The organism is Schaedlerella sp. (assembly GCF_056796775.1).
This window is the reverse complement of record NZ_JBQIKP010000009.1, coordinates 1-25,412: the sequence shown is the minus strand read 5'-3', so window position 1 is coordinate 25,412 and position 25,412 is coordinate 1. Positions and strand designations below refer to the sequence as shown.

The window sequence follows — 25,412 nt, the reverse complement described above, 5'->3', positions numbered from 1 at the left end:
TATTTCACCGGAACAGGGCTGTCATCCGGCAGCCCTGCTTTCTATTTAAGCGCAGGATATCCAGCCCGGCCATATCCAGCTCATAGATGTTCGCATAGCCGTCATTCGCCCTGGAGCATGCCCATTCCTTTGCAAGCTCTATGCTTTCCGTACAATAAAATCCCCGGCCATAATCATTTGTAGTCTTTCCCTTTCCAAACTCCGGTTTTTCAATGATATTCTCCGAACCATGGCAGATTCTGATCATATTTGTATCCATAACATCTCCCCTAAAAATTTTTATCTGTGCGGTTTTTGCGAATGGATAAGTGGGCTGGATGCTCTAAAGAGCCGTAATCATGGCGGCAGCGTTTTTGACTGCCGCCATGCACGTTTCACAGAGTCCTCGCCCCGAAAACAGGATCGGCAGTTTAGTCGTCCTCTTCATATAAAAGCGTGATCAGGTTCAGCAATTTATCGAGTGAGATCCCGCTTACCCGGGCAATCTCTATTGCTTCTGAAAACTTTTCTTCAATTTTCTTCTGCTGTTCTTCCAGATAAAAATCCTGATTCTGCGCCGATACATAGCAGCCTTTTCCGGCCGTGGTTTCAATAAAGCCGTCCTCCTGCAGCGTGGAATATGCTTTTTGGACAGTCAAAATGCTGATATGCAGAGATTTTGCCATCGCCCGCACAGAAGGGATCGCTTCGCCGGCCTTCAATTCCCCGCTCATAATTGCCGATTTGATCTGTGTGGCAATCTGCTCGTATAAAGGGCGGCTTGCCTTATTGCTCACTACAATCTCCAAATCCTCACCGCCATTCTGTTTTATGGTGTGTTGTCAACGTAAGCACAGTATAAGACATAAGAACTTTCTTGTCAATAGCGGTGCAGGCTGCGCGGCTCAGGAAGCGCACATTCTTGTTACATGTCACACCCCGGCCAGTAACACATTCTTTTTAAACCGTCTTTGCTCCTGTCATATACTTGCCGGAGAACCGTTTTTTTCGTATACTTTATGAAACGGCCGAATGGCATAATGGGATGCCCTTGGGTATACTTTTGCACACAGGTAAACATCTGCTTTTCCATTTTCGAAGAAGCAGGCTAATGGATTCTATGAGCATGCTCGAGAGTGCTCGCTATTGATGGGAGGTTATTCGAAAAATGACAGCGTTTTCTCATACAAATGGTTCTTTGAGGACGGGATTGCCAAGGTTCCAGACAATAAATATGTATAAAATGAAAAATGGAGGCGCAAAGCACAGCACCTCTTCCAAGTCCGGCAAAACTGCCGGAACCAGCGGTTATTCCGGACTGAACGGAATTTCTTCCCTTGCCGGGCTGACCCGATTCAGCAGCGCAATGGCAGCCGCAGGATCTGGCGGGCTGATCAACTCCGCAGCGCTTGGAAGCCTTGCCGGAATGAACAGCCTCTCGGCTCTTGGCTGCTTTACCGGAATGAACAGTCTCTCGGCTCTTAGCAGCCTTGCCGGGCTTTATGGTTCTGCTGTACTGGGCGGCCTCACAGGAGTAAATGCGTACTCCGGGTCAAATGGACTGGCAGGTTTAAACAGCTATGCCGGACTGGCTGCATCACGGACAGCCGGAACGTCCGGAGGGAGATGGAGTTCATATTCCTCACTGCCGCCCGGCGATGCTTCGGAGACAACCTGGCTGGGCTATACGATCGATGTCGATGAAGATGTGTTCGGCGAGACGTGGGAGCAGGTAGATAAACTGCCCGGATACTATGAACTGAAAGACAATAGCCCCCTTTCCTGGATGGGGATTGACCCCGATCTGGAATTTCGTTTTTACCATGCAGCCGAATCCACGGAGGACGATCCGGTTCTGGTCGCAAGAGGTGCTGACGGACAAGGAAGGGTATTTGAGCAGAAGATTCATCTGAACAGAATCAATCCCTACAATGCCACCCGAATGGAAATGAAAGCGCTGACAACTTATTATAATCCAGAAAATAAAGATATCTCGATTCCGTTTCTTGACTATTACGAGAATCCAAAAATGGATGACCGGTTTGATTACATCAGCAGCCTGCGCTCCGCGATCTTAGCCAGCAGGACACTCGGATTTGTGCGGCAGGCCAGGCAGTATGAGGACGATATTAATTTTTTGCTCCGAGTCACTAAAAACCAGGCTTCCCCGAATACAGCAGGACTCAATGCGGCAAAGGATAAGCGAAACCTGGAACTTTGCACCAGCGCTGCCCGGGAACGCTTTTTATCCAATTTGTCCAGGAAGTGTTCGGACGAGGATCTATTAGAGCAGTTTTGGTCTTAAAAAGGAAGGAACTGTCTTAAAATAATGTATATAGATCGTGCAGGATCTACATACTATTTTGAGACAGTTCCTAAACTCCCCCGCAGTATATATTGCACTGCGGGGGAATCTCATTGTCACGGTTCACTGGCCAGCCAGAGTAGTATATACTCGCGGCCTGTGAAATCTGGCGCGCAGTATAACATCTCATTTCTATCGCTTGATATCAAAGTTCATATTCATCAGGTTCCGGATCGCGGCCGCGTCATCCGTGATGTTGGCATCCCCCCGGATCGTGTGCTTTAACGCGCTGCTTGCGACCGCAAAATTCACCATATCCATCGGCTTGTAATCGTTCATCATGGCGTAGATCAGGCCGCTGGCAAACGCGTCTCCGCCGCCTACCCGGTCCAGGATGTTGAATGTAAACTGCTTACTCTCGAAGGTATGTCCTTCATACCACATGTATGCTTTCAGGCTGTTTTCACTGCCGCTGTGGGCATAGCGGACATGCCGCGCGATACATTTCAGGTTGGGGAATCTCCTGATAAATGCCCGAAATACCTCGTCCTGCTGCTCATAACCCGGCTGGAGCGGCACGCCGTCCTTCCAGTCTCCTTTGCTGTGGTCCGACTCATCCCGCCACAGATGATAAGGCTCAATTCCAAACAGTACGTCAACATACGGCAGGCATTCCGTACAGAAATCCCTTGCCTCCTCCCACGACCAGAGCGTACTTCGGAAATTTCCGTCAAAGCTGATGATCATATTCTTTTCCCTTGCCGCTTTGAGACACTGCAGGATCATTTTTTTGCAGTTTTCTCCGAGGGCAGGGGTGACGCCGCTTAAATGCAGCCATGTAAAGCCTTCCAGCAGCGCGTCAAAGTCATAGGAATCAAAGTCGTATTCCGTGATCGCGCTGTGCTTGCGGTCATAGGTCACCTTGCTGGCGCGGATTCCAAACCCGGTCTCCAGGTAGTAGGTCCCCAGCCGGTGCGTGGGGGTCTGCTCCGGAGTGCTTAAGATTACGGGCGTGCAGTGTACATCGTTGCTCCGCAGCATCCGGATCGCGCTTTTTCCCAGGCTGTTGTTCGGCACGACCGTAAAAAATGTACTGTCGATCCCCAGGTTTGCCAGCGCCAGGGCAATGTTTGCCTCGCTTCCGCCATAGCTGGCCTCAAAAGCGGATGCCATCCGGACCTTTTCGTAGCTCGGCGGCGTCAGGCGCAGCATGATCTCACCAATCGTAATAAACCTGTGTTCGTTCTGATTTTCTGATAATAACGGGTTGTTGTGTTCCATGGAAATCCCTCCTACTACAATATTGATAAACATACCAGAAAAAACAGGCTTTTGCAGATAAAGTAATCTGCACAGTCTGTTTTTTCTGACCGCTGCTGCTTCTCAACTGGTTCTTAATACTCCAGATAAGCCCCCTTCATCGGGCTTGCCGCATGTTCGCTGAACAGGCGGAGCACGCCCTTTTTGTACTTCGGCTCACGAGGCTTCCAGTTTTTGCGACGCTCCTCCAGCACCGCCGCCACTTCCTCCATGGTCCTGCGCTCTCCCGCGATCCCTATGATATTCAGCTTCCGCTCTTCCACATCAATCTCGATCAGATCCCCTTCCTCTACAAGCGCGATGGGGCCGCCGTCCACAGCCTCCGGGCTGCAGTGTCCGATCACCGGACCTGTGGATGCTCCGGAAAACCGTCCGTCGGTGATCAGCGCGATGCTTTTTCCCAGCTCCTTGTCGCTGCTGATGGCTTCGGATGTGTAGAACATCTCCGGCATGCCGCTGCCTTTGGGACCTTCGTAACGGATAAATACGGCATCCCCTTTTTCGACCTTGTGCTTCAATACTGCGTCCAGGCATTCCTCCTCACTGTCAAATGGCCTTGCCCTAAGAACGGCCTTGAACATTTCCTTCGGACATGCGGTGTGCTTGATGACCGCGCCCTCGGGAGCCAGATTTCCTCTCAGGATGGCAATGCTTCCGTCCGTTCCGATGGCATCCTCATAGGGCCGGATGATGTCCTCTTTTTTCAGAGAAACATGATAGCGGGCGTTGAAATCCTGGAGCCACGTTTCACATCTCTCATAGAATCCGTTTTTCTTTAACTCCTCCAGATTTTCTCCCAGCGTCTTTCCGGTCACGGTCATGGCGTCCAGATGAAGGTGGCCTTTGATCTCCTCCATGATCGCCGGTACGCCGCCCGCATAGTAGAAGCATTCCGCCGGCCACCGCCCTGCCGGACGGACATCCAGAAGATAACGGGCATTCCGGTGCAGCCGGTCGAAGGTGTCCCCGGTGATCTCAATGCCGAATTCATGCGCGATCGCCGGAATGTGCAGCAGGCAGTTTGTACTTCCGGAAACCGCCGCGTGCACCAGGATCGCATTTTCAAAGCTGTCCATGGTCACGATGCCACTGGGGCACATATTGGGCATGGCTGCAAGCTTTACCGCCTGCGCGCCCGCTTCTCTGGCAAATGTGAGCAGGTCCGGGCTGGTGGCGGGCATCAGCGCGCTTCCCGGAAGTGCCAGTCCCAGGGCCTCGGCCATGATCTGCATGGTGGAAGCCGTGCCGATAAAGGAGCAGGCGCCGCAGCTCGGACAGGCATTGCATTTCGCCCAGTTCAGCTTTTCCTCGTCAATCTCGCCCCGCTGGTATTTTGCGCTGTACATGCCAAGCTGCTCCAGCGTCAGCATTTCCGGTCCTGCGTTCATCGTGCCTCCGGGCACCACCACAGCAGGTACATCCACCCTTGCCAGCCCCATCAGATTGCCGGGCAGTCCCTTGTCGCAGCTTGCCAGATAGACGCCCGCGTCAAACGGGGTCGCATTGGCGTGGATCTCAATCATGTTGGCGATCATCTCCCGGCTTGCAAGGCTGTAGTTGATGCCATCGGTTCCCTGGCTTTCCCCGTCGCAGATGTCTGTGCAGTAATACCGCGCGCCGTGTCCACCGGCTTCCTCAATTCCTTTGCGCACTTCCTCCACCAAGATATCCAGATGGCCACTGCCCGGATGGCTGTCGCCGAAGGTGCTCTCGATCATCACCTGGGGCTTCGACAAGTCCTCCGGCTTCCAGCCGGTCCCGATCCGCAGCGGATCCAGCTCCGGCGCGTTCCTGCGCATTTCCTGACTTCTCAGTTCCATGATTTTTTCCTCCTCTATGATTAGCTTACGCAAAAAATGATATGATCAGCGCCACAACAAATCCCGTTCCGCCTACCAGTGTTTCCATGATCGTCCAGGTCTTTAATGTAGTTTTTTCATCCATCCCGACCAGAGACTTCACCAGCCAGAAGCCGGAGTCGTTAAAGTGTGAGCATACGGTCGCCCCGCCTGCCACTGCCGCCGTCGTACAGGCCAGATACAGGGGAGACAGATCCGCGATCCCCGGCATGGCGGCGATAATTCCTGCTGCCATCGTCATTGCGACGGTTGCGGAGCCGACGCAGATCCGAACCAGAGCGGCTACAATAAACGCGACTACTACGATCGGAAGGTTTGCGGAGGATACCGCGTTTCCAATCAGGTCGCCCAGGCCGGAATACTGGAGCATGTAGCGGAGCACGCCGCCGCATGCGGTTACCAGCAGGATCAGTCCGGTGGGTTCCAGTGATTTTGTCATGATCTTTTCCAGCTGATCCATATTATAACCATGTTTCAGCCCCAAGATCAGCATGGCCGCGATGGTTGCGATGAGCAGCGCCACAAACGGCTCTCCCAAAAATCCGAAGATCGGAGCCAGCCCGCCAAGCGCCGGGATCACCCCTGCCATGGAATCCAGAATGATCAATACCAGCGGAATCAGGATGATGCCTACGATGGTCCAGAAATTCGGAAGCTTGGATTCATCAAAGTCTTCCTGCTTTGCCACATGCTCCGGAACGGGAACCATATATTTATTTCCGCAGATGGATCCCCATACCGGGCCTGCTACGATCATGGAGCAGATCCCGCAGAAGATTCCTACCAGGATCACCCAGCCCAGTTCTACCTCCAGCATGGTCGCTACCAGCACCGGCCCCGGTGTGGGCGGGATGAACGCATGCCCTACCGCAAGCCCGGCCAGAAGCGGGATCGCGTAAAACAGGGAAGACCGGTTTGTCCTCTTTGCAAGTGAAAACGCAAGCGGGATCAGGATGATCAGTCCCGCGTCAAAGAATACCGGCATCGCAATAACCAGACCCGTAATGCCCAGCGCCCAGGCCGCCTTCTTGTCGCCGAACCATTTTACCATACTGACGGCCAGCGTCTGCGCGCCTCCCGATGCTTCCAGGATGGCGCCGAACATAGAGCCAAGCCCTACCAGCAGCGCGATTCCTTTTAATGTGTTGCCGATGCCGTCGTTCACGGCTGTTACAATATTATCAAAGGGCATACCCGCCCCAAGACCGATCACGATCGCTCCCACCAGGATGGAAACCATTGCCTGTACCTTAAATTTGATGATCAATAATAGTAATACCGCCAGCCCTATGATTGCGGCCAAAACCAATCTGGTTGGATTTAATTCCATTGCTTCACCAGCCATAATATGTACCTCCTCAATACTCTTATATTCTTTTTCAAAATTTGATGCCGGACGAAACGCCCAACGCCTGCAGATGAATCTGCAATCTGCCTCTCAATCATTGCTTTTACACTTCACATAACATCTGACGTCTTATGTTATCGTGAAAACATCATATCATTTCGCATTTTCGCTTTCAATACATCTGATGTTTTTCTTTTCATTTCTATCAATTACACAAAAAAAGAATGGTTTCTGTACTTCAGATTCCATCTTTTTTGTGCATTTTATCCATTTGATTTTATGAGACGTTTAAGCGCCCCTGGATTCATCTGATGTTTTCTCTACTTTTTCTCCATTTCACGCGGATGCTGGCCTTGCAGATATACTGTCCGATTTCGAACTTTTATATACGACATTTCCGTATTTTGAGGCTGTAGAAAAATAACCGGTACAGCTGGAATTATTTTTGCGCAGTTCCTGATTCCCGGTCACGCTCTTCCATGATCTGCAGAATCGTCTGACGATTATAGGTCAGGTGCATCATCATAGCGCATCTGGCTCCTACGGAATCCCGCTTCAAGATCGCGTTGGTGATGGCCCGGTGGGTTTCCAGTGTCTCGTCCTTCAGCAGACGGTGGGTCAGATTCGCAAAGGTAAAGACCGCCGTATTGATGACCGGAACCAGGGTCTCTACGACCTGATTCTTGCTGCAGTGCGCTATGCAGGTATGAAACTCGATGTCCTTATTGATGTGGTTGCTGCCACCCACATACAGGCGCTCCGTTTCATCGCATAAGCGCTTCAGCTTTTTCAGATCTTCTTCCGCGGCATTTCTGCAGGCCAGGGCGGCAATCTCCGGCTCGATCATCAGCCGCACATCAAACAGATCCAGCGCCAGCTTATATTTGTCCTCAATCTTCCCGAAACCCAGCGGATCCTCATCCACGGAACTGGTATTGATCACATAGGTTCCCGATCCCCTGCGGACTTCCAGGATTCCCCGGGAGACCAGTCCCTTCACGGCTTCCCGGATGGTACTTCGGCCGACGCCGAACTTTTCCGCCAGTTCAAATTCATTTGGAATCTTCTGCCCGGGTTCCACAGGCTCCTGAAGGATGTAGCGCATCAGCTCATCCTCGATCCTGGCCCCGAGAGGCTTTTTTGCCATTTTATCAATATTATACATGCTTTTGCTCCCTCCGCCTTCTCACATCGCCCTGATATAATACGCGATCTGATATGGAATCCGCTCTTCTGTCTCCTCCAGATTCGTTCCCAGCAGCTCCTTGATCTTGTTCATCCGATAGATCACCGTATTCCTGTGGGTAAACATTTCCTCGGAGACGGCCTGGATGCTGCCATTGTGCTTCAAGTACAATTCCAGTGTGTCCACATAATTTGCATGGCGCTCCCGGTCATATTCCAGCAGCGGCTTCAGCGGCTCCTCCGCCATCTCTTTCAGAAGACGGCTGTCGTCCACCATATAGAGCAGGCGGAACAGACCCATCCTGTCAAAATAGAACAGATCCCGCTTCCGTTTCTTTGCCATCTGCACCGCAGCCTTTGCCCGGGCATACCCCGTATGCAGGTTGGAAATATCGTTTATGCAGCTTCCGACCCCGACGTAAAGCGGGATCTCCGGCATCCGGCGCTTTGCCCGGCGCACCATGCCTGTGACGATCTCATCCAGCACTTCCCCTGTGATGTCGTTGACCACCAGCATAAAGTCGGAATCGTAGTACATAAAATTCCCGTTGTGGGTGATCTGCTCCAGATAAACCTGCACCCGGTAGGATAATTTCTGCCGCTCCACGGTGTCCATCTCGTCCAGATGATCCGTAGTGATCAGCACCACCTGAAACGTCCCGTCCTCGTCAAAATAGGGCAGCAGCTTTTGTCTGTATTCCTCCTGGTTGGCCGGCTGCTCAATGGCCTGGATCAAAGCCCCGGAGATCTCATTATCCGCGGTTCCCTGCATGAAGATCCGGATGCTGAAGTCCTTGATCACATCCGTCAGATGGATCTCCCAGGGGATGGTCAGGAGCGGAAAATCATTTTCATTGCAGTAGTCGATCAGGTGCCGCGGGATTTCAAAAATATAGTTTCCCGTATTGATAATCAGCCCGGCCGCATGCTTTCGGATCAAATCTTCAATCAGCTTCTGCAGCTTCTCCGTGGTATCAAAGCCAAGGCCGGTAGTGACCGCCAGCTCTTTTCCCCAAAAATACTGAATGATCACTGTATCTTCTACCATATGGACCCAGCTGATGGAATTGGACCAGCCCTGTTCACCGGCAATAAAACGCATCCTGTATTGTTCCTGGGAGATGAGCATCATATCCTGTATTGTAAAACCCATTTTATCCACTCCTTTCCTTGGATTGTAATCCTGCTTCCATCCGGCAGCCATATAGGGTATCTGCCATAGATCATATATTTTTATTTTACCTGATTATAACATTTTTTGTGCTGAGAGCACATATTTTTATTCTTTTTTTAGATTTAAAATCCATTGGAAAATTTTGTGATTATGATATGATACAGATAACAGAAGGAACGGAAAAGAAACAAAAATTCTATCAAAAGGAGGCGTTTTTTATGATCACATTTAGTGCGGCAATGGAAACAACAACACGTAGTGAGATTCCGGAATGGATGCGTGAAGAGCGCTACATGTACTGCGACCAGTCAGCGGCTGAGCAGTACTCCGTCAGGAATTTCAGGATTTTGGAGAGATTGAAAAAGATATTTTCGTAAAATTGAGCGCGTGAAAAAAGGGAGCTGCCGGAGGGCGGCTTCTTTTTTGCTATAAATCTTACTCCTCTAAGGAACTGTTCCAAAATAAATTGGTGTAAAATTGAAACAACCGTTGCTTTTTCCTCCCTTCTGTGGTACACTCACATAGTCCAAAGCCCTAGTAAATACAGGCTTTGCGGCAAATCAATTCGAGTGTTCGAGACCTTCCACTCGTAAAACAAAACTAAAGGAGAACGAAACAATGAAAGAAACCAAAACCCTCAATGTGCAGTTTGTCGCACAGGCGGCCGTGATCGCCGCCATCTATGTGGTGCTGACCCTTCTGTTCGCGCCATTTTCCTATGGAGAAGTACAGGTACGTCTCTCGGAGGCGCTGACCATCCTTCCGGTATTCACCCCGGCTGCTGTTCCGGGCCTGTTCGTGGGATGCCTGCTCAGCAACATCCTGGGCGGATGCATCGTGCCGGATATTATTTTCGGAAGCCTTGCTACGCTGACCGGTGCTGTATTTACTTACCTGCTTCGCAATCAGAGCCGATTTCTGGCGCCGCTTCCGCCGATCCTGGCCAATGCCCTGATCGTGCCTTTTGTCCTGAGATTTGGGTATCAGGTACCCTTGCCGATCCCGTTCATGATGCTGACAGTGGGAATCGGAGAAGTCATTTCCTGCGGGGTACTCGGAATGATCCTGTACGCGGCCCTGTATCGATATAAGAATCTGATCTTCAAACCCGTATCCTGAGCCGTCAGGTTTTACGCAGACAGTGATATTACAAAACGGGACAGGTGCTCTCAACACCTGCCCCGTTTTTTATTCCACAACAGAATACCCCAGACCTCTTCGTAACTGCCGCCTCCTAATCCGGTTCAATGGCCCTCCGAAATATCCCGCACAATCTGTACTTGTGTAACTCACTTCACGAATCCGATAAACGTATTCCCTCCGCCGGCCGCGGCCGCGTCCATCTGCTCCATACTCACCGTAAGCTCCTGCCCGTTGTCCGGATCTATATAAGTCACCGTATCGTAGTCATATCCGGTCAGCAGGACCGCATGGCCGGGATCCGGCATCATGATCACCGGCATTCCCTTGCTGATAATATACAGCACCTGGTTCAGCGTACACCCGGTCAGATCGATCCGCTTTGCCCCAGGTACATACTGCGCCGCATATCCTTCCAGATACTGCATGCAGGCCTCGGTCGAGGACTGTCCTTCCGCCTTCTGAAATGCCGCCGCTTCGGTATAGTACACCAGATCCCGGTTTCCCTTCTCCCAGACGTAGGACTGCTCCGAGGAGATCACCACACCGGAGATCTGCTCGGCCTTCTGGATCGCGTAGGCCGCCTTGTCATAGATCGCCGCCAGCTTTCCGACGCCGTATACATAGAACTTATCCGTCTTCACTTTATCATCGAAGGAAATGGTGATCGGCTGGGTTTCCATCACCTTTTTCGGCCGCAGGATTCTGGGCGAAAAGTCCTTGATCTCATCGGCAAAGGTAAGGCGCATCTGCTTTTCCTTCAAAACCGTGGAAAATGCCTCCGCTGTCACCTTGGATTCCTTGCGTTCCTCGTTGTTGGTCACATAATCCTGCGGGATCCCTGTGTAAACGCCGTCATTTTTTGACAGGCGGTTCAGCGTCATGAACCCTTTTTCAATCAGCACATCGGAGATGAATACCCCGTCCTGCTTATAATTCTTCTTCACCTTGTTGGAGGTATCCCGGATCTCCAGCTCATACATGGGAGAAATGGCATCGCCCGCGATGGTCGTTCCCTGGTCCTCCGCGCGAAGATAGCCGCAGACAAAATCATTGTACACAAACCCCAGCGGACGCACTGCCTCGGCCGGTGTCTCTTCCTTTTTATCCTTGCCGCCGAAGCCGGAAAAATGCCATCCCTTGTCCTCCGTCTCTTCTTCCTCCCGGGAAGCGTTCACGGTGTAGGATTCTCCATTTGCCAGATTCAGCACGCAGACCTCCTGAGCCGTATTCAGCTCACCGTCCGGCTGAAACGCCATCAGGTGCCCGTCGTCCGATACCACGTACTGGCCTTCCTCCAGATTTTCCGCCAAAATCTCCTGCTTATCCTTTTCCAGATCGACCTGATACAGCACGCCGCCCGCAAGCACGTAGAGAAGCTGCTGCTCCTGGTTGAAATACACCATCTTGCCCAGCTCATCCTCCGCAATGGCAAATGCCTTTGTGCTGGGGATAAACGCCTTCTCCTGGACTGCGTTCTGGGCAATGTCAAAGTAATAGACGTCCACACCGACCTGGCCCTCGTGCTCCCCGCGGTTCATATAACCATAGACCGCAAATGTCGTATTGCCGCTGTCATCCACGCTGATGATCCGGATCTGGTGCTCGTCGTTCCGGCTTCTCGCGTCATAGCCTTCCATATTCGCAAAGCTGAATACCAGGGAGAGCTCATTCTTCTTCCGGTTGTAGGTCCACAGATCCCGATCCTGAACAAAAGAGACGACCGTCCCCTTTGCATTTGCCTCATAGGACACTTCAGACTCGGAGAGACCCAGCAAGATCCCATCCTTGTCCACGATCTTCAGATCTCCGTTGAACACCTCATTCATGGTCCGGTTATAATCCAGCAGATACATCTCCCCGCCGCTGCACCGAACCCGGAAAAATTCTCTCACATTGTAGGTTTCCGTCTCTTCCCGGTCTCCTACGGCGGTAACCTGGTATTTTGCCAGCAGGGACGTATAGACCGTGTTGCTTTCCTTGATGCTCCACTCCACCTCCGTGGACACCTCCGGCTCCAGATCGCCCCAGCAGACATGAAACAGGTTGGAATGGATGTTGACAGTCTGCAGAGTGGTGTTGTCAGCGGTCTCATCCGGCTCCAGATACCAGGCGATCTCGTCGTCCTTGTCCCCGGTAAATGTTGTTTCATGGAAATCCTTTGCGAAATCCATGCATTCCTTTATGGATAATTCGTCCTGCCGTTCGATCCGGGTATAATAGAATATCTCCTTCTCCTCATCCGAGCCGACCCGCAGCGCAACCCGCAGCACGGCTTCCTGAACGCCTTCCGGCAGGGCGCTTCCAAGCTCCAGCGTGACCTGCTCGTCAGAAAGCTCCTTGACCGCGTTCTGCAGGTAGACCTCCTCTCCGTTCAGGGAATACACCTCATAGCGGATCCCTGCGATCTCCTGCCCGCCGGCTTCCAGATACATGTCCAGAAGCCCGTCGTCCGCGATCGGCGTGATGGTATCCCGCATGGCGGTGATGTCCATTTCATTAACATAGCCTTCCAGCGCATTGACCCGCTGATTCCTCACCTGAAATGACACCCTCGGCAGATCCGGATCGCTTAAGCCCACCGTAATGTCTCTGGTCCCCTGGTTTAAGACCAGACTGCTTATGAGGATCGCCAGAACGAACACCGCGATCAGGATGCCCGCCTTTTTCCACCGGCCGCCCCTGGGCTGGTCAAGGAAGCGTTCTCCCTTCAGACGCTTTTTTTTCGGCTGGTCGATATAGGACAGCGTTTCCCGCGCACGGGCTTTTTTCGCGTCGTCATTGTTCAGCGCAGCCTTTGCGGCCCGGCCTTCGTTCGTCTTGCCTTTCCCCTGAAATTCCCTTGGCAATCTGCCCTTTTTCGTTTTTTCTGTATCAGCTGCATTCTTTGATTCTCTGGCTTTCTTCGGTTTCTCTGTACCTGATGAATTTTTTGATGCTCTGCCTTGCTTCGGCTGGTCTATCTTCTGCGGTTCCTTCCCGATCCGCTTCTTCTTCGTTTTTTCCAGTTTCACTTTATCCTGTGCCAATGTCATTTCATCTGGCTTATCTTTTTTCATGCTATATCTATCCCCTTAAAATATGACGCAGATATTTACGAATCATTGTATCTGCCCTGTTTCCTCGCAGATACGACGCAATCATCATTTCTGATCCGCTCCGTTTTCCGGGCGGATATGGGACAAGTATAACATAGTCTGGAAAAAAATACATCTTAATTTTGTTGGAACAGCAACGATGTATATCGTCTGACACTCAGCAAAATTCTAAATACCGGGGGTCATCCTTCAAAAACGCAAAGCGTTCATCGCGGAGCCCATTTTTCAGATTCTCTTTCATTTCCGTCAGAACTTCTTCTCTTAAGCCTTTAAACTTCATATGCGCATAAAGCGGCGCCTGCTGCATGCTGCCGATTTCCTCCACGCAGGAAAGCATTTCTTCCATGATCTCCAGCGCCTTCTCCTTGTCCTTTTCCTCCGCTGCCAGTTCCAGGCCGCAGACGATCTCATAGTATCTGCTCATTTCAAAAAGCCGCGCAAGCTCCCCCTGCTTTTCCACCAGCATATGCGCCCGCTCCATGTCCTGCTCCTCCATTGCCAGGGCGAGCAATCCATAAAATACTTCGCTGAGAACCATATACTCCGCATAGAGGATTTCTTCGTATGTCCTGCTTGCGTCCTGAATCCGTCCGGTCTTTGCATAGATCTGCGCCTGCTTCCTTTTCCGGTTCGGATTCTGTATGGAAAAATACTGCAGATATTCTTCCGCTTTCTCGTATTGCTCGTTCCGGATATAAGATGCGTACAGCATCTCCGCAGCCTGGATCCTGACGCCTTCCTCACTGCTTTCCAGCCCCCGGCGGTAGCATTCCAGGATATATCCGTCATACTTTTCTGAATCCGGAAGCTGCTTCATCAAGCGGTATCCGTCCAGGGCTGCCGCAAGCTGCAAAGCAAGCTGCTCACAGTTCGGATAGTTCTCTATTTTTTTCTTTGCCCACTGAAACACGGTTTCGTAACCTTCCTTCTTCATCATATCAGTGAGCTCCCGCAAGATGCTTCCAAGCTCTTCGGGCGTGAGCTCCTCCTGGAACGACAGCAGCGTATCGACCGTGATATCCAGCAGTCTGGCGATCGGAACCAGCAGCGTGATATCGGGGAATGAATTGCTGTTCTCCCATTTATTCACCGCAGGCGCGGTCACTCCGAGGCGTTTCGCCATTTCCTCCTGGGTCATACTTTTCAGCTTCCTGTGCTTCCGGATCACTTCTCCTATCTGCATTTTGAATGCCTCCTTTTTATGATTCCAATTCATAGCCTTGCCGCAAAGCGCAAGGCACCGTGAGCAGTAAGGAACTGTACAAAAAGGCAATTTATTTTTGCACAGTTCCTAATCTTTTAATTACTGACTCCATCATACCAGACATCACCGTGTTTCACAATTGAACCGTAATTAAGGAATCTTCAAAAAAGATAACCGCGGGTTATATTCTGTTGCACGCTCTGATTCAGATAAGGTTCCGAATCGTCCCGCAGTCTGCCGCTGTTTTCAGCCGTGCTGCCAATCCGTCAATCGTGCCGGACAGATATTCTGACAGCTCCCGTCCTGTCCGCGATTTTTTCGTTATTTCCTTGTCCTCCGCATGCTCATTGTCATATTGTTCAAAAAGGACCTCTGCCGCGTCTCTCAGCCGTTCCCGGATTTCCGGCAGCTCCTTCTGGAAACACATTTCCTCCAGAAGGGCATGTTCCGATTCCAGAAAAATTGGTTCGGAAAGCGGTTTCCGGGCCAGGATATGAAGAATGACCGATATAAATACAATTTCACAGAGGTTTTCCATGATATCCTTCCTCGAATACTCATAAAATGCATCGTTCTCATCCACATGTGAAGTTTCGGATGAGTCCTGGTCTCCTTCTGCCGAATGTGCTCCGCCTATCTCGCTGTCCGTCCCGCCGGACTCCATATTCCGGATGATCCCGCAAGCATACTGTTCCAGAATTTCCGCTACATAGCTCCTGGGAAATTTTTTCAAAAACCGCTGCTCCAAACGGATGCATTTTATAAACGCATACACCTTGTCGATTCCTGAAAGCCCGGAAATATCCTTTAAAACCGGATAGTCCATCGTCAGGATCGTATTCTGAGGCTGGAATTTTACATCGTACCACTTAAAAAATTCGGGAAGTCCTTTGACAAAGGTATCGTACAGGCACTCATTTTCATAGGACTGAAATTCCGGCAGGATCTCATGGTACAGCTTCAGCGCCTTCCTGGTCTTTTGTTCCACACAGGCTGCCCCCGCTTCATATGCCTGCTTTGCGGACAGCTTCTTTTCTGTAACGGTCAGCGGATGGCGGTCCGAAGCCCCCTCTATATTTCCGGACGCATCCCCTTCCTGCGGCCCCTGCCGCTCCGCCTCATGGATGCAGTACAGAACAGCCCCCATCAATTGCTCCGCCTTTTCATAGGTGACAGATGTGCTTTCATTGGCCGTATATTTTTCCGCCAGCCTGCCCACGATCGGTATCAGTTCTTCCATTTCATAATGCATACGCAAGCTCCCTCCATTGAAAACAAAAAAATCCTCCGTCTTATCCAAACAGCTCTCTCAGCGCCTCCATATACAGGTCATAATCCCATCGTTTCACTTCATCGAACCGGGAAGCTTCCCCGCGTCCCTCAGAAGCCTTGTAGCCCCTGTAGCCGGCCCGTATAGCCTGTGAAAAGATGCTGAGACAGGTTCCCTCCAGATAATCCAGGTCCCCGAAGCAGATGGTCTCGAACTGTTCCTTCATCAGATGCAGAAGTTCATCGTCCGAGATCTCGTCCTGCATCTCGTTCTTGTACAGGTAAAAAATTTCCTGCAGACGGATCATCGTTTCCGCATAGTTACTCTGGTCGATAAAATCAGAATCACAAAATTCCTCGATGATCCTGGGGACGATTCCTCCGCCGAACTCTACCCGCCTCTGCTCCCGGAGCGCATTGGCCCGCTCCGACACGATCAGCTTCGCGTCCTGTTCACTCAAGACAAGACCATACTTCTCCGTTACCCGATTCATTTCCATGACCTTCGCCATCTGTGTTTCCTGCTGCAGCAATACCATCCAGTTCTCTTCCATGGGAATCCCTCCTTGAAGTGCCTGATGTGTTAGGATTTACAATAGTTCCACATTTCCACATAGTTACTGTTTACACCCTGACCAGGCGTGTCCAGTAGCATCAGATAGTTACAGGTCACACCTTGACCAGGCGTGCCCTGTAACTCAGGCCGTCATTTTAAATTGCCTACGGCAATGGACGGCCTGAATACCAGCTCTTATGTGCATCCTCCCGACCAATCAGCGTGGTGATTGGTCGGGGTGTGACATGTAACATCAGATAACTATAACACCTCGCCAGGAGAGTTACCAGTCTTGAATTTTCGGCAATTTTGTAGTATAATAAGGATGAAAAAAAAGGGAGCGGTTTTATACCGGCTCCCTTTACAAGTTTTGACAGGTTTACATTTCTTTCTTTTCTTCAAACACAATCGTTACCTTAAACAGATCCCCGTCCAGGTACAGCTCGAACTTTCCTCCCTGCATCTCCGTCAGGCTTTTTGCGATGGACAATCCCAATCCGCTGCCCTCGGTGCTCCGGGAGACATCCCCCCGGATGAAACGCTCGGTCAGCTCATCTGAAGAAAAATTCAACGGCTGCTCGGAGACATTTTTCAGTGAAAAGAGGATCTGCTTCCCATCCTTTTTCAGATCCGCATAGACGCGGGTTCCCGGCATGGCGTATTTCGCGGCATTGTTGAAGATATTTTCCAGCACCCGCCACATACGGCGTCCGTCTACATGAATGACGGCCGGTTCCTCGGGCAGGGAAGCGACGACCTTGAGCTGCCTTGCGTCCATCTTTTCCGACAGCTCCCCGATGGTCTGGTTCAGCATTTCCACCAGGTCCACATCCATATATTCCAGCGAGATATTGCCGCTGCTCACTTTGGACGCTTCCACCACATCCTCCGTCAGCGTTTTCAGTCTCTGCGCCTTCATTTCCAAGATATCCAGATATCCCTTCACCTTGGGGTCGTCAAAATTTTCCCGTTTTAAAAGATCCACGTAATTGATGATGGAGGTCAGGGGCGTCTTGATATCGTGGGACACATTGGTGATCAGGTCGGTTTTCAGCCGCTCGTCCCGCATGCTTTTTTCCACCGCCCGCTGGAGGCCGTTTCCGATATTCTCAAGATTCTCTGACATATCCTGATAATCCCCCCCCTGGAATTTTTTGACGGGAAATTTGTAATCCAGGCTGCCTGCGGCGATCTCCTTGATCCCGTCCTTGAGCTGCTGCTTTTCCAATGCGTTTCGAATCAGGAATACCGCTGCCACAGCTTCCGCAAGAAACATCAGAAAGGCAAGCGGCGCGGGGATCCCATATCCTGCCGCCGCGCAGAACCAGTGGAAAAGGACAAATACGCCGTATGCCGCTGCCACCTTCCATAACACCTGGCGCTGCCGCCAGAATGTCTGCGCGCATCCGAAGCATGCTGCCACCGCTTTTTTGCTCCATATAAGAAGTATTCTCAGGATACTGTCCTTCCAGAGCGTGCGTCCCTTGATCCGGCGCGCCAGGGACAGCCAGCCGATCAGGAAGCAGACCGCCGTCACTGCCGTGTAAACGGAGATCACAATGACATCTTCTGTTGTCATTTCAAATCCATAATAGTAAAAGCTCCCGTCCGAAGCGTACTCTACTGCACTCACCCCGCGCCAGGCCGAACTCAGCAGGAACGTAGCCGCCAGCCAGGGAAGGAATACCAGCGCCGCGGACAGCTCCGTTTTCCATCGGTCAAAGGGATGCAGATACAGTTCGCCGTCTTCCTCCGGCCTGCGTCCCGCGGTCACGGTCAGCCAGACCAGTGCCCCAAGAAGCAGGATCACGGAAATGACCAAAGCCTTTGCCGCTTTGTTGATATAAGGCACATATTGATTATAATTTTCTGATGCCCTGCGGAAAATGTCATTGATTGGATAGGAGGTTTCCACAGCTGCCGCCACGGTATAATTCTTCCCAAGGCGATCCTCATACCAGTGGTTATGGTTTCTCCAGTATGCCCCTGCCTCCTCTTCCAGATTCAGATTGCTCTCGCACGCTTCCGAATCCGGTTTCAGGATCATATAGCGCAGATCCGCGTCATTTTTGATGGATGCCAGACTCTCCTCCACATCTTTATAGTTCTGAAACCCGGCATGATTTGTGTAAACCGCTTTTTCGTCTTCATCTACAAACAAATATATGAAATTCGTTTCTCCCTCTTTAAAGAGGCTGTATTCTTCTTTGTATTGGCTGTACATAGATGCAATGCTGTTCAGCGTATACTCCAGGCTGTCATATACCTGGGAAAGCTTTCCGTTCAGCGCCGGTATCCGATTCACAGCCGTCAGGATATTCTTCGCGCCCTCCGGGGCATATGCTTCCCGGATCTGCCCGCCGTCATATTTCCAGACATCCGTGTATAAGAGTTCTCCATCTGCGTTCCACACGAGCTTGTTTTCTCCATCCGGGATATAACCGTTTTCCAGCGCCTCTAAAAACTGCTCCTCGTCGTCAGACTCCAGGCGCAGGCCGCCGTCCGACAACTGCTTTTTGAACTCCTTCATCACATAGTAATAGTAGGTTCCGTCCGGCTTCCGGCAGACCATGATGCTGTCATCCTCATATGGACTGTAATACATACGCTCCATATCGCCCGATACGCCCCACTCCACCAGGTCCCCAAGCCTGTATTCCAGGCCGGAACGCACATCATCCTCACTGAGCTCTGCGGTATCCGTACCAGATGCGTCCTCCTCACTGAGGATCACCGTATCAGATGCAAGATCTGTATCTCCCGCGCCTTCCGCAGCCTCTGTGCTATATAAATCTGCACCATATGAACCCTCTGTGCCGTCGTCCGAACTGTACGCAGTATCTATTCCAGCGCTGTCAGCCGCATATTCCAGGATATCGATCCGTTTATCCGGATCATATTTTCCGTCCGTTTCCAGCAGCCTGGCCGCATCCACACGTTCCATTTTTGTTGCGATCGCAGACATCATATTGTTCAAAAAGCTGTCTGTTTCCTCATAGGGCCTCCGCTCTTTGCTAAATGCGTCCGCCGGTGTCACAATATCCGGGAAACCCGCCAGCAGCACAAAGCTCAGCGTCCCGATCACCGCCGTCATCAGCACGGTCAGGAGCAGCAGGAGCTTTACGGCCGCATGCCGATACCATTTCTTCATACTCTATCATCCTTTCACTCAATGTCTTTCCAGCTTTTCAATCTTATAGCCCACGCCCCAGACCACCTTCAGGTATCTGGGATCCTTCGGATTGATCTCAATCTTCTCCCGGATATGGCGGATATGTACCGCCACCGTGTTGTCCGCCCCGATGGCCTCCTCGTTCCAGATGGATTCGTAGATCTGGCCGATGGAAAATACCCTTCCCTGGTTGCGCATCAGAAGCTTTAAGATATTGTACTCAATGGGGGTCAGCTTCACCGGTTCCCCGTCCACGGTCACTTCCTTCAGGTCGTCATTCATCCGCAGGCCGCCTGTCTCATAGATGGTCTCGGACTCTTCCTTTGCCGTGCCGCCGAGCTGGGTGTATCTTCTGAGCTGTGATTTTGCCCGCGCCACCAGCTCCAACGGGTTGAACGGCTTTGTTACATAATCGTCGGCTCCCACGTTGAGCCCCAGGATCTTGTCTACGTCCTCCGACTTTGCCGACAGGATAATGATCGGGATGCTGTGCTTCTCCCGGATCTTCAATGTGGCATGGATTCCGTCCAGTCTGGGCATCATCACATCCAGGATCAGCAGATGGACATCCTCCGTCTCCAGGAGTTTCAGCGCCTGCATTCCGTCGTAAGCCTTCAGGATATGGTAGCCTTCCTGGGACAGATATATTTCGATTGCTTCTACGATTTCTTTGTCATCGTCACATACTAAAATATTATACATTCCTTATCACCTCCCTTGTATTATACATGATATCCCGCAATTTTTAATAAGGAAGCAGGAAATTTCTTATGAAATTATTAAAATCGGTTAGCATCGGCTTTAGGGTGGAAAAGAAACCTCCCCCTTTCCCCCCGGCATCCAGAAAATTCGCCCCGATTCTTGAAATCGACGCCCCGATATTTGAGATAGCCGCGGTAAATGAAGATTCCCCCATGATCTTCGCCGCACCGCCGATATTCTTCTCTATGGCATCCAGAAACATCTGGGAAGAAATCTGCCCTTCGGATGCCATTTCTTTCACTTGCGCCGCTGTGATTCCTGCGGCTTCCGCCAACCACTGATATATAGGGAGCCCTCTGTCTGCCAGTTGGTTCAAGTCATCCGTATATGCAATCTGTGAGGTCTGGACCTTATTTATGATGGATCCCATATCCGCCATAGACGCCCCGGCGATCGCGGCCGCATCCGCTGTCAGAGACAGATACCTGGTCAGCTCCTTCCCTGGCTGGATCCCAGCCGCAACCGCACTTGCCGCAGTTGTAGCAGCCGCATCCATTCCGTAAGAAGTACCCTTTACTGATTCCATAGCGGAGTTCATGATTTCTGTAACACTTTCCGCATCGTGCCCGAGACCTTTCAGCTTTGCTTTTGCGTCATCAATACCGGTCAGTCGGTTAAATCCTTTTGCCAGTGTCAATCCGGTCAGCGCGCTTGTGGCTGTGATGGCCGGTTTCGTTATGCGTGAAGTAAGTTTATCCCCTACGTCTGTAAAAGTGTTTGCCAATGCTATCTAGCTTTTTTGTGATGTTCTAGACTTTGTTCTGGAAGGAATCCAAAGTCTTCTGTGCTGTCGAAAATGCCTTTTCAAAGCCGGTAGAATCGCCTGTAATCTTTGCACTCAATGTATAATCAGCCATTTTTAAGGCCTCCTTATCGGCGGAAGGTTGTTCGCCTTATAGATTGCATCCACCCATCCGGTTCCTTCCGTTTTTTCTACATCCCGAATAATTTTCAGGTTGTCGCGGATCACTTCCATATCCGCTTTTTTCACTTTCTTTTTGTTCCACAGCTTCAATCCCTTTTTCCTCTTCGGACGGTTTGCATTGAAATAAGCTGTAAAATCAGCATTGTACATGTTATAGCTGTCTGCCACCATCTTGCTTTCCCAGGCTTTCCGGATAAACGCAATCTCTCTCGGCGTCAGTGCGTCATAATCTGATCTGGAATATCCGAAATTGACAACAAAAAAAGCGAAGTCGATGTCCTTTTGATACGGCTCCGCTATTTCCATCCCTTTCTTGGGATTCAGGAAAACATCCGCCCCATCCTCTTTGATCCCATATGCGACATATGCTTTCAAGGATGCCAGACTGAGTAGCCCACGTGTACGCTGTAAGTCCGCCAGCGTCGGCATATTTGTTACTCCCTCAATCAGTTCAATCCGTTTCATGTTGTATTTCAAAACATAATTCTTTCCGCCATAAGTAATCATAAATGGTCCCTGCCTCCTATTCCTGAATGGTTACTGTTGCAATTCCGGCTTTTCTCGCTTTCCCCTCCGAAGTACACTCCACGATCAGAAGCCTTTCTCCTGACGCCGCTGCCAGCTCTGCTTCTCCGTTCCAGGTGTCCATACTCATGCAGTCATCATCATAGGGCGCTTCCAGCGGATAGTCTGTGATGACTGCAAGGCCGCCGAACATCCCTCTTTTCCGTTTTCCATCAATCACCTTGATGCATACAGGCTCCGAATTTTCAAATGATTCCGACAAAATACTGTGCGCCTCGTCCCCAGGGACGTAAAGGCCGTCATTATCAATGCTCCACTCCTTCATACCCGCAATCTTTGATTTCCAGCCGCCAGCTGTATCCTTGCTGGTGATCTCGATGGAATCCGCGGAACGGTTGATCGTCAGCCCCTTCTGTCCCCCAATGGCGATCAGCTTGCTCCCATCTGCATTATAGACGGCAAGCCGGATATCCTTCCCGGCCAGTGCCTTCGCCGCAGAACTTGAAAAATCGCAGTAAGCGCCGCCGTCAAATGCGTTATCTGCAAAAAGCTGTAATAAAAATCTATTGAATCTCATAACATCATCTCCTCCTTAAATTTTACATTTGAATCCGTAGCAGATCATAAATTCATAAGCCAGAACCGCATGTTTTTCATTGGTCTCGTCTGTTTTGATCGTCTGCACTCCGTTATTGGTCTGCATGATCAGATCAAATCCTTCGGGAAGCTCAATGTCCTCCGTCAGCGCCTCTTCCAGCTCCTGTATCAGACTGTAAATCCTTACAGAAGATTCGCCCGGTTCCGCAACCGCATGGATCCAGACTGTAAAGACATCCCGCCACATGGTCTTGGAATGGGCTGGACGTTTTCCAATGATCTCCGCAAAATAAAAAGGACTTGGCGCATTTTTCGTTACGGCGTCATAGCACTTCGTCCCTGTATGATCCTCTATTTTCTTCTGGATGGCAGATATCAGATCCGTCAGTCCTATCTGTTTATACATAACTTACCCTTTCTTTATCGCATTTTTCAAATCCTGATAATAGATGAATGCCTGTGAATCCACGTTTGCTTTCAGGAAGTGCTTGCCGGAAACCCAGCCCCCGTCAATTGTACGGTGTCCGTATTCCACATGGGGCGCATAATCCACCGTATAGCCCATCTCGTCCCCGTAGATACCGGAAGATTTCCGCAGTTCTCCTGTATCAATGGGCGTCCCGCCGTTTCTCGCAGCATTGAGTAATTCCGTGACATTCTTCTTGACAACCGCGTTAAAACGCACTTCATTCACGGATTGAAGCGCCCTTGCCAGGCGATCTATATCGACTTTGTTTAATTCTATTTTTACCAGGCCCATTTCATCATCCCTTATAAATCCTCACCTGAATCGCTGTGTACCTTGGACTCAGGTCTATGACCTTCGTGATTTCCTGTACACGGCCATCAATTTCTGCTTTCTGGCATTCCGGAAACATAGAAAAAGGAATCGGGATCAGAAATCGCTGTTCGTTCCGGGTCACCTCCCGGCCTTCCAGGGCAATCTGTTCATCCGTCCAGGGCGTGACACGGGCCCTCGTCTCTTTTACTGCCTCATAGTCATACTGTGGGTTATGAAGCGCGTCCTCTCCGGTCTGCTTTTTTGCCAAAAGCCTGCATGTTTTCCAGATCACAGAAACCTCACCACCTTGCCAGAGCCTCCCACATTCGCCTGCTGTGTTTTCCAGTCTCCGATCTCCTGAGCATATTCGGAAAGCACATCATCTACAAAGGTCGTACTGATATTCGCCGCCCCTTCGCTTGATATTCCCTCATAATAGGTACGGCGGTACATTTTCACCACAGCATCTACGCAGATCGACTCAAACAGATTCGGCAGCGCCCCAACACCCAGCCGCAGGCAAAGCCGGTCAGATATGGTACTGATATACTCCTCCAGAACTTCATCCTTTAGCATTGCGTCCGGAATCCGTTTTTTCACTCTTTCCAGCATTTCCATAAAATGCACCTCGCTTTTAGCCCTGCTTTTTTCTGGAAGTACGTTTCTTTGCAGGCTGCTCCACATATTCGATTAATGGGACGCCTTGCCTGTTCTCCTTTCCGGAAAGCTCTTTGATGCGTTCCTCCGTAACCTCCACCCCATCACGTGGGAAGGCTTCTCCAACGTGATAAGGGTGGTTTCCATCCTGCAGATCCGTAAAGAATTTCACCACCCTGTACATCATTCTCCTCCTATGCTCCTGTGCCGTTTCCTATCGTACCGATAAATACGCCGTCCTCAAACTCGGGGAAAAACTTCACGCAGGACATCAGAAGGGTATCCACGCTTGCATCCCTGGAATTGATAGAATGGGTCATTCCGACCAGCCCCGTGGAATCCGCCATCAGCGCAAATGTCTGCGCCACATCACCGGACATCGGCACATATGCCCCACGCATATTTTCCTGGATCAATCTCTGACGTTCCGTCCGATCCTTCACTGCCAGGATCTGCTCTTTCGTAAGTTTTGACGCCCCGCCTACTTTGGGAGGCTCCCCCTTCAGCGCATCCTTAACGGCCTTGTTGACCGCCTCCTGGAAAAGGCTGATAAACTCTTCCACTGATTTTTTTGTCTGATCCGCATCCTCGGAGATCAGAACCCCCAGCAGGTTATCGCCGATGCTGATGTTCTTCTCCCGGAGCATTGCCCTAGCAGATTTTGACATTTCCGCAATGGCTTCCTTACGCATCAGCTCCTGAACCTGCTCCTGGAGCTTCTTGTTTTCATGCTCCGCACGCTCCTGAGCATTCATCTCCGCGAGCCGGGTAGCTTCCGCCATCTCCTTTTCATGTTTCTCCATCATTTTTGCAAACTTCTGGTTGAACATCCGGTCAAAATCCTCATCCGAGTATTTTGCAGTAGATTTCGGAGCCGGCTGCTCTGGATCATCTTTCCCCTTCTGATCCTTACTTCCATTTTCCTGGCCCTTTGGGAGTTCTCCGTCCTGGCCGTCTGCCGGATCTTCCGCAAATAACTGCAGTAGTCTAAATTCCTTGTTCTTCATATCCTGCCTCCATCGTTTTTCGTGTTCCTTGTTGCGTTGTTTCCCGTAGCTTTTCAGGGATCCACGCCTGCCCTTTTTGATCCCGTAGAGTTTTACGACTTCCACGCCTGGTCATGTAATCCGCACATAGTCCGGAAATTCTTCCGCAATCATACAGATACCAATAAAAAAGGAATCTATCAGAAGTCTTCCTTTTTCTGATAAATCCCCATATTGGATCGATGCCATACCGCTCCCGATATCCGTTTCTATTCGGTCATCCGTTAATCCTTCCATTGATCTGATCAGTTCCTGCGTAAGCGCCGTCACTCCGGCACAGACAATGTCAGAACCTGTCGGAGCATAGCCCGCATGGCCGCTTATCATGATTCCATCCTTCCGGAGACCCACCTCAATCAAAACACATCACTCCCTTCCAAAAATTCAGCAACCTTTTTAATGTCTATAGCTCCTGTGCATTAACCTTCTGAACCTTATCCGCACCGGCCATCCGGATGAGCGGGAAGATAAACTCCTTCTCATAGAACCGGCACGGCGGGCACCATGGGG

26 protein-coding genes are annotated in these 25,412 nt (G+C 50.7%); 3 read left to right on the top strand and 23 right to left on the bottom strand.

The window, feature by feature from the left end:
• Positions 1 to 4 precede the first annotated feature (4 nt).
• Together ACTOY7_RS06475 and ACTOY7_RS06470 are read right to left on the bottom strand one after the other, a co-directional pair.
• Positions 5 to 259, bottom strand: a complete 255-nt coding sequence (locus ACTOY7_RS06475) for a DUF3990 domain-containing protein (RefSeq protein ID WP_482670293.1) — start codon at positions 257 to 259, stop codon at positions 5 to 7.
• 151 nt (positions 260 to 410) lie between these two features.
• On the bottom strand, positions 411 to 788 hold the full coding sequence (locus ACTOY7_RS06470) for a GntR family transcriptional regulator (RefSeq protein ID WP_300885691.1): 378 nt from the start codon (positions 786 to 788) through the stop codon (positions 411 to 413).
• Between the two features lie 425 nt (positions 789 to 1,213).
• Between ACTOY7_RS06470 and ACTOY7_RS06465 the strand changes: the two genes are divergently transcribed.
• On the top strand, positions 1,214 to 2,284 hold the full coding sequence (locus ACTOY7_RS06465) for a hypothetical protein (RefSeq protein WP_300822127.1): 1,071 nt from the start codon (positions 1,214 to 1,216) through the stop codon (positions 2,282 to 2,284).
• Between the two features lie 192 nt (positions 2,285 to 2,476).
• Here ACTOY7_RS06465 and ACTOY7_RS06460 read toward each other — a convergent pair whose 3' ends face one another.
• From ACTOY7_RS06460 to ACTOY7_RS06440, 5 genes are all read right to left on the bottom strand, one after another.
• Positions 2,477 to 3,565, bottom strand: coding sequence for a sugar kinase (locus ACTOY7_RS06460; RefSeq protein ID WP_300822128.1), 1,089 nt, complete (start codon positions 3,563 to 3,565; stop codon positions 2,477 to 2,479).
• 113 nt (positions 3,566 to 3,678) lie between these two features.
• The gene (ilvD, locus tag ACTOY7_RS06455; protein WP_300885689.1) at positions 3,679 to 5,424 is read right to left on the bottom strand and encodes a dihydroxy-acid dehydratase; all 1,746 of its coding nucleotides are present in this window, start codon (positions 5,422 to 5,424) and stop codon (positions 3,679 to 3,681) included.
• A 25-nt stretch (positions 5,425 to 5,449) separates the two neighbouring features.
• Positions 5,450 to 6,808 carry a GntP family permease gene (locus ACTOY7_RS06450; protein ID WP_300885688.1) on the bottom strand — a complete coding sequence of 453 codons (1,359 nt, stop codon included), beginning with the start codon at positions 6,806 to 6,808 and terminating at the stop codon, positions 5,450 to 5,452.
• Positions 6,809 to 7,250: 442 nt separating this feature from the next.
• Positions 7,251 to 7,976: a FadR/GntR family transcriptional regulator gene (locus tag ACTOY7_RS06445; RefSeq protein WP_300885687.1), complete on the bottom strand. Its 726-nt coding sequence runs from the start codon at positions 7,974 to 7,976 to the stop codon at positions 7,251 to 7,253.
• A 21-nt stretch (positions 7,977 to 7,997) separates the two neighbouring features.
• On the bottom strand, positions 7,998 to 9,149 hold the full coding sequence (locus ACTOY7_RS06440) for a PucR family transcriptional regulator (protein ID WP_482670292.1): 1,152 nt from the start codon (positions 9,147 to 9,149) through the stop codon (positions 7,998 to 8,000).
• A gap of 239 nt (positions 9,150 to 9,388) precedes the next feature.
• Here ACTOY7_RS06440 and ACTOY7_RS06435 point away from each other — a divergent pair, with 239 nt between their 5' ends.
• Complete coding sequence (locus ACTOY7_RS06435; protein WP_300822133.1) at positions 9,389 to 9,547, top strand: hypothetical protein; 159 nt, start codon at positions 9,389 to 9,391, stop codon at positions 9,545 to 9,547.
• Between the two features lie 241 nt (positions 9,548 to 9,788).
• Positions 9,789 to 10,289, top strand: coding sequence for a QueT transporter family protein (locus ACTOY7_RS06430; RefSeq protein WP_482670291.1), 501 nt, complete (start codon positions 9,789 to 9,791; stop codon positions 10,287 to 10,289).
• A 170-nt stretch (positions 10,290 to 10,459) separates the two neighbouring features.
• On the opposite strand, the gene ACTOY7_RS06425 is transcribed toward ACTOY7_RS06430, so the two are convergent.
• From ACTOY7_RS06425 to ACTOY7_RS06350, 16 genes are all read right to left on the bottom strand, one after another.
• Positions 10,460 to 13,369 carry a C39 family peptidase gene (locus ACTOY7_RS06425; RefSeq protein ID WP_482670290.1) on the bottom strand — a complete coding sequence of 970 codons (2,910 nt, stop codon included), beginning with the start codon at positions 13,367 to 13,369 and terminating at the stop codon, positions 10,460 to 10,462.
• Between the two features lie 196 nt (positions 13,370 to 13,565).
• Positions 13,566 to 14,591 (bottom strand): helix-turn-helix domain-containing protein, encoded by a 1,026-nt coding sequence (locus tag ACTOY7_RS06420; protein ID WP_300886095.1) that lies wholly within the window; start codon positions 14,589 to 14,591, stop codon positions 13,566 to 13,568.
• Between the two features lie 226 nt (positions 14,592 to 14,817).
• Entirely contained in the window at positions 14,818 to 15,864 is a 1,047-nt protein-coding gene (locus tag ACTOY7_RS06415; RefSeq protein ID WP_482670289.1) for a DUF6179 domain-containing protein, read from the bottom strand.
• A 40-nt stretch (positions 15,865 to 15,904) separates the two neighbouring features.
• The gene (locus ACTOY7_RS06410) at positions 15,905 to 16,435 is read right to left on the bottom strand and encodes a DUF6323 family protein (RefSeq protein ID WP_160281707.1); all 531 of its coding nucleotides are present in this window, start codon (positions 16,433 to 16,435) and stop codon (positions 15,905 to 15,907) included.
• Positions 16,436 to 16,816: 381 nt separating this feature from the next.
• Positions 16,817 to 19,588, bottom strand: a complete 2,772-nt coding sequence (locus ACTOY7_RS06405) for a sensor histidine kinase (RefSeq protein ID WP_482670288.1) — start codon at positions 19,586 to 19,588, stop codon at positions 16,817 to 16,819.
• Positions 19,589 to 19,606: 18 nt separating this feature from the next.
• Positions 19,607 to 20,311, bottom strand: coding sequence for a response regulator transcription factor (locus ACTOY7_RS06400; RefSeq protein WP_300822139.1), 705 nt, complete (start codon positions 20,309 to 20,311; stop codon positions 19,607 to 19,609).
• A gap of 43 nt (positions 20,312 to 20,354) precedes the next feature.
• Positions 20,355 to 21,095 carry a tape measure protein gene (locus ACTOY7_RS06395; protein ID WP_482670287.1) on the bottom strand — a complete coding sequence of 247 codons (741 nt, stop codon included), beginning with the start codon at positions 21,093 to 21,095 and terminating at the stop codon, positions 20,355 to 20,357.
• 135 nt (positions 21,096 to 21,230) lie between these two features.
• Positions 21,231 to 21,803 carry a hypothetical protein gene (locus ACTOY7_RS06390; protein ID WP_482670286.1) on the bottom strand — a complete coding sequence of 191 codons (573 nt, stop codon included), beginning with the start codon at positions 21,801 to 21,803 and terminating at the stop codon, positions 21,231 to 21,233.
• A 16-nt stretch (positions 21,804 to 21,819) separates the two neighbouring features.
• Positions 21,820 to 22,398, bottom strand: coding sequence for a phage major tail protein, TP901-1 family (locus ACTOY7_RS06385; RefSeq protein ID WP_394683825.1), 579 nt, complete (start codon positions 22,396 to 22,398; stop codon positions 21,820 to 21,822).
• 15 nt (positions 22,399 to 22,413) lie between these two features.
• On the bottom strand, positions 22,414 to 22,824 hold the full coding sequence (locus ACTOY7_RS06380) for a DUF5072 family protein (protein ID WP_482670285.1): 411 nt from the start codon (positions 22,822 to 22,824) through the stop codon (positions 22,414 to 22,416).
• A 3-nt stretch (positions 22,825 to 22,827) separates the two neighbouring features.
• Positions 22,828 to 23,178 (bottom strand): HK97 gp10 family phage protein, encoded by a 351-nt coding sequence (locus ACTOY7_RS06375; RefSeq protein ID WP_160281833.1) that lies wholly within the window; start codon positions 23,176 to 23,178, stop codon positions 22,828 to 22,830.
• A gap of 4 nt (positions 23,179 to 23,182) precedes the next feature.
• Positions 23,183 to 23,491, bottom strand: coding sequence for a hypothetical protein (locus ACTOY7_RS06370; RefSeq protein WP_482670284.1), 309 nt, complete (start codon positions 23,489 to 23,491; stop codon positions 23,183 to 23,185).
• Positions 23,488 to 23,817 carry a phage head-tail connector protein gene (locus ACTOY7_RS06365; protein WP_300826045.1) on the bottom strand — a complete coding sequence of 110 codons (330 nt, stop codon included), beginning with the start codon at positions 23,815 to 23,817 and terminating at the stop codon, positions 23,488 to 23,490. The genes ACTOY7_RS06370 and ACTOY7_RS06365 overlap by 4 nt, the downstream gene beginning before the upstream one ends.
• Positions 23,818 to 23,833: 16 nt before the next feature.
• The gene (locus ACTOY7_RS06360) at positions 23,834 to 24,043 is read right to left on the bottom strand and encodes a hypothetical protein (RefSeq protein WP_482670283.1); all 210 of its coding nucleotides are present in this window, start codon (positions 24,041 to 24,043) and stop codon (positions 23,834 to 23,836) included.
• Positions 24,044 to 24,050: 7 nt separating this feature from the next.
• Positions 24,051 to 24,863, bottom strand: coding sequence for a DUF4355 domain-containing protein (locus ACTOY7_RS06355; RefSeq protein WP_482670282.1), 813 nt, complete (start codon positions 24,861 to 24,863; stop codon positions 24,051 to 24,053).
• Between the two features lie 111 nt (positions 24,864 to 24,974).
• A complete protein-coding gene (locus ACTOY7_RS06350; protein WP_482670328.1) occupies positions 24,975 to 25,253 on the bottom strand; it encodes a ribosomal-processing cysteine protease Prp in 279 nt (92 codons plus the stop codon).
• Between the last annotated feature and the right edge of the window lie 159 nt (positions 25,254 to 25,412).

Coding starts and splice junctions, on each gene's coding strand:
- ACTOY7_RS06475 (WP_482670293.1), bottom strand. CDS start 259: ATGGATACAAATATGATCAGAATCTGCCATGGTTCGGAGAATATCATT.
- ACTOY7_RS06465 (WP_300822127.1), top strand. CDS start 1,214: ATGTATAAAATGAAAAATGGAGGCGCAAAGCACAGCACCTCTTCCAAG.
- ACTOY7_RS06460 (WP_300822128.1), bottom strand. CDS start 3,565: ATGGAACACAACAACCCGTTATTATCAGAAAATCAGAACGAACACAGG.
- ilvD (WP_300885689.1), bottom strand. CDS start 5,424: ATGGAACTGAGAAGTCAGGAAATGCGCAGGAACGCGCCGGAGCTGGAT.
- ACTOY7_RS06450 (WP_300885688.1), bottom strand. CDS start 6,808: ATGGCTGGTGAAGCAATGGAATTAAATCCAACCAGATTGGTTTTGGCC.
- ACTOY7_RS06445 (WP_300885687.1), bottom strand. CDS start 7,976: ATGTATAATATTGATAAAATGGCAAAAAAGCCTCTCGGGGCCAGGATC.
- ACTOY7_RS06440 (WP_482670292.1), bottom strand. CDS start 9,149: ATGGGTTTTACAATACAGGATATGATGCTCATCTCCCAGGAACAATAC.
- ACTOY7_RS06435 (WP_300822133.1), top strand. CDS start 9,389: ATGATCACATTTAGTGCGGCAATGGAAACAACAACACGTAGTGAGATT.
- ACTOY7_RS06430 (WP_482670291.1), top strand. CDS start 9,789: ATGAAAGAAACCAAAACCCTCAATGTGCAGTTTGTCGCACAGGCGGCC.
- ACTOY7_RS06425 (WP_482670290.1), bottom strand. CDS start 13,369: ATGAAAAAAGATAAGCCAGATGAAATGACATTGGCACAGGATAAAGTG.
- ACTOY7_RS06420 (WP_300886095.1), bottom strand. CDS start 14,591: ATGCAGATAGGAGAAGTGATCCGGAAGCACAGGAAGCTGAAAAGTATG.
- ACTOY7_RS06415 (WP_482670289.1), bottom strand. CDS start 15,864: ATGCATTATGAAATGGAAGAACTGATACCGATCGTGGGCAGGCTGGCG.
- ACTOY7_RS06410 (WP_160281707.1), bottom strand. CDS start 16,435: ATGGAAGAGAACTGGATGGTATTGCTGCAGCAGGAAACACAGATGGCG.
- ACTOY7_RS06405 (WP_482670288.1), bottom strand. CDS start 19,588: ATGAAGAAATGGTATCGGCATGCGGCCGTAAAGCTCCTGCTGCTCCTG.
- ACTOY7_RS06400 (WP_300822139.1), bottom strand. CDS start 20,311: ATGTATAATATTTTAGTATGTGACGATGACAAAGAAATCGTAGAAGCA.
- ACTOY7_RS06390 (WP_482670286.1), bottom strand. CDS start 21,803: ATGATTACTTATGGCGGAAAGAATTATGTTTTGAAATACAACATGAAA.
- ACTOY7_RS06385 (WP_394683825.1), bottom strand. CDS start 22,398: ATGAGATTCAATAGATTTTTATTACAGCTTTTTGCAGATAACGCATTT.
- ACTOY7_RS06380 (WP_482670285.1), bottom strand. CDS start 22,824: ATGTATAAACAGATAGGACTGACGGATCTGATATCTGCCATCCAGAAG.
- ACTOY7_RS06375 (WP_160281833.1), bottom strand. CDS start 23,178: ATGGGCCTGGTAAAAATAGAATTAAACAAAGTCGATATAGATCGCCTG.
- ACTOY7_RS06365 (WP_300826045.1), bottom strand. CDS start 23,817: ATGGAAATGCTGGAAAGAGTGAAAAAACGGATTCCGGACGCAATGCTA.
- ACTOY7_RS06360 (WP_482670283.1), bottom strand. CDS start 24,043: ATGATGTACAGGGTGGTGAAATTCTTTACGGATCTGCAGGATGGAAAC.
- ACTOY7_RS06355 (WP_482670282.1), bottom strand. CDS start 24,863: ATGAAGAACAAGGAATTTAGACTACTGCAGTTATTTGCGGAAGATCCG.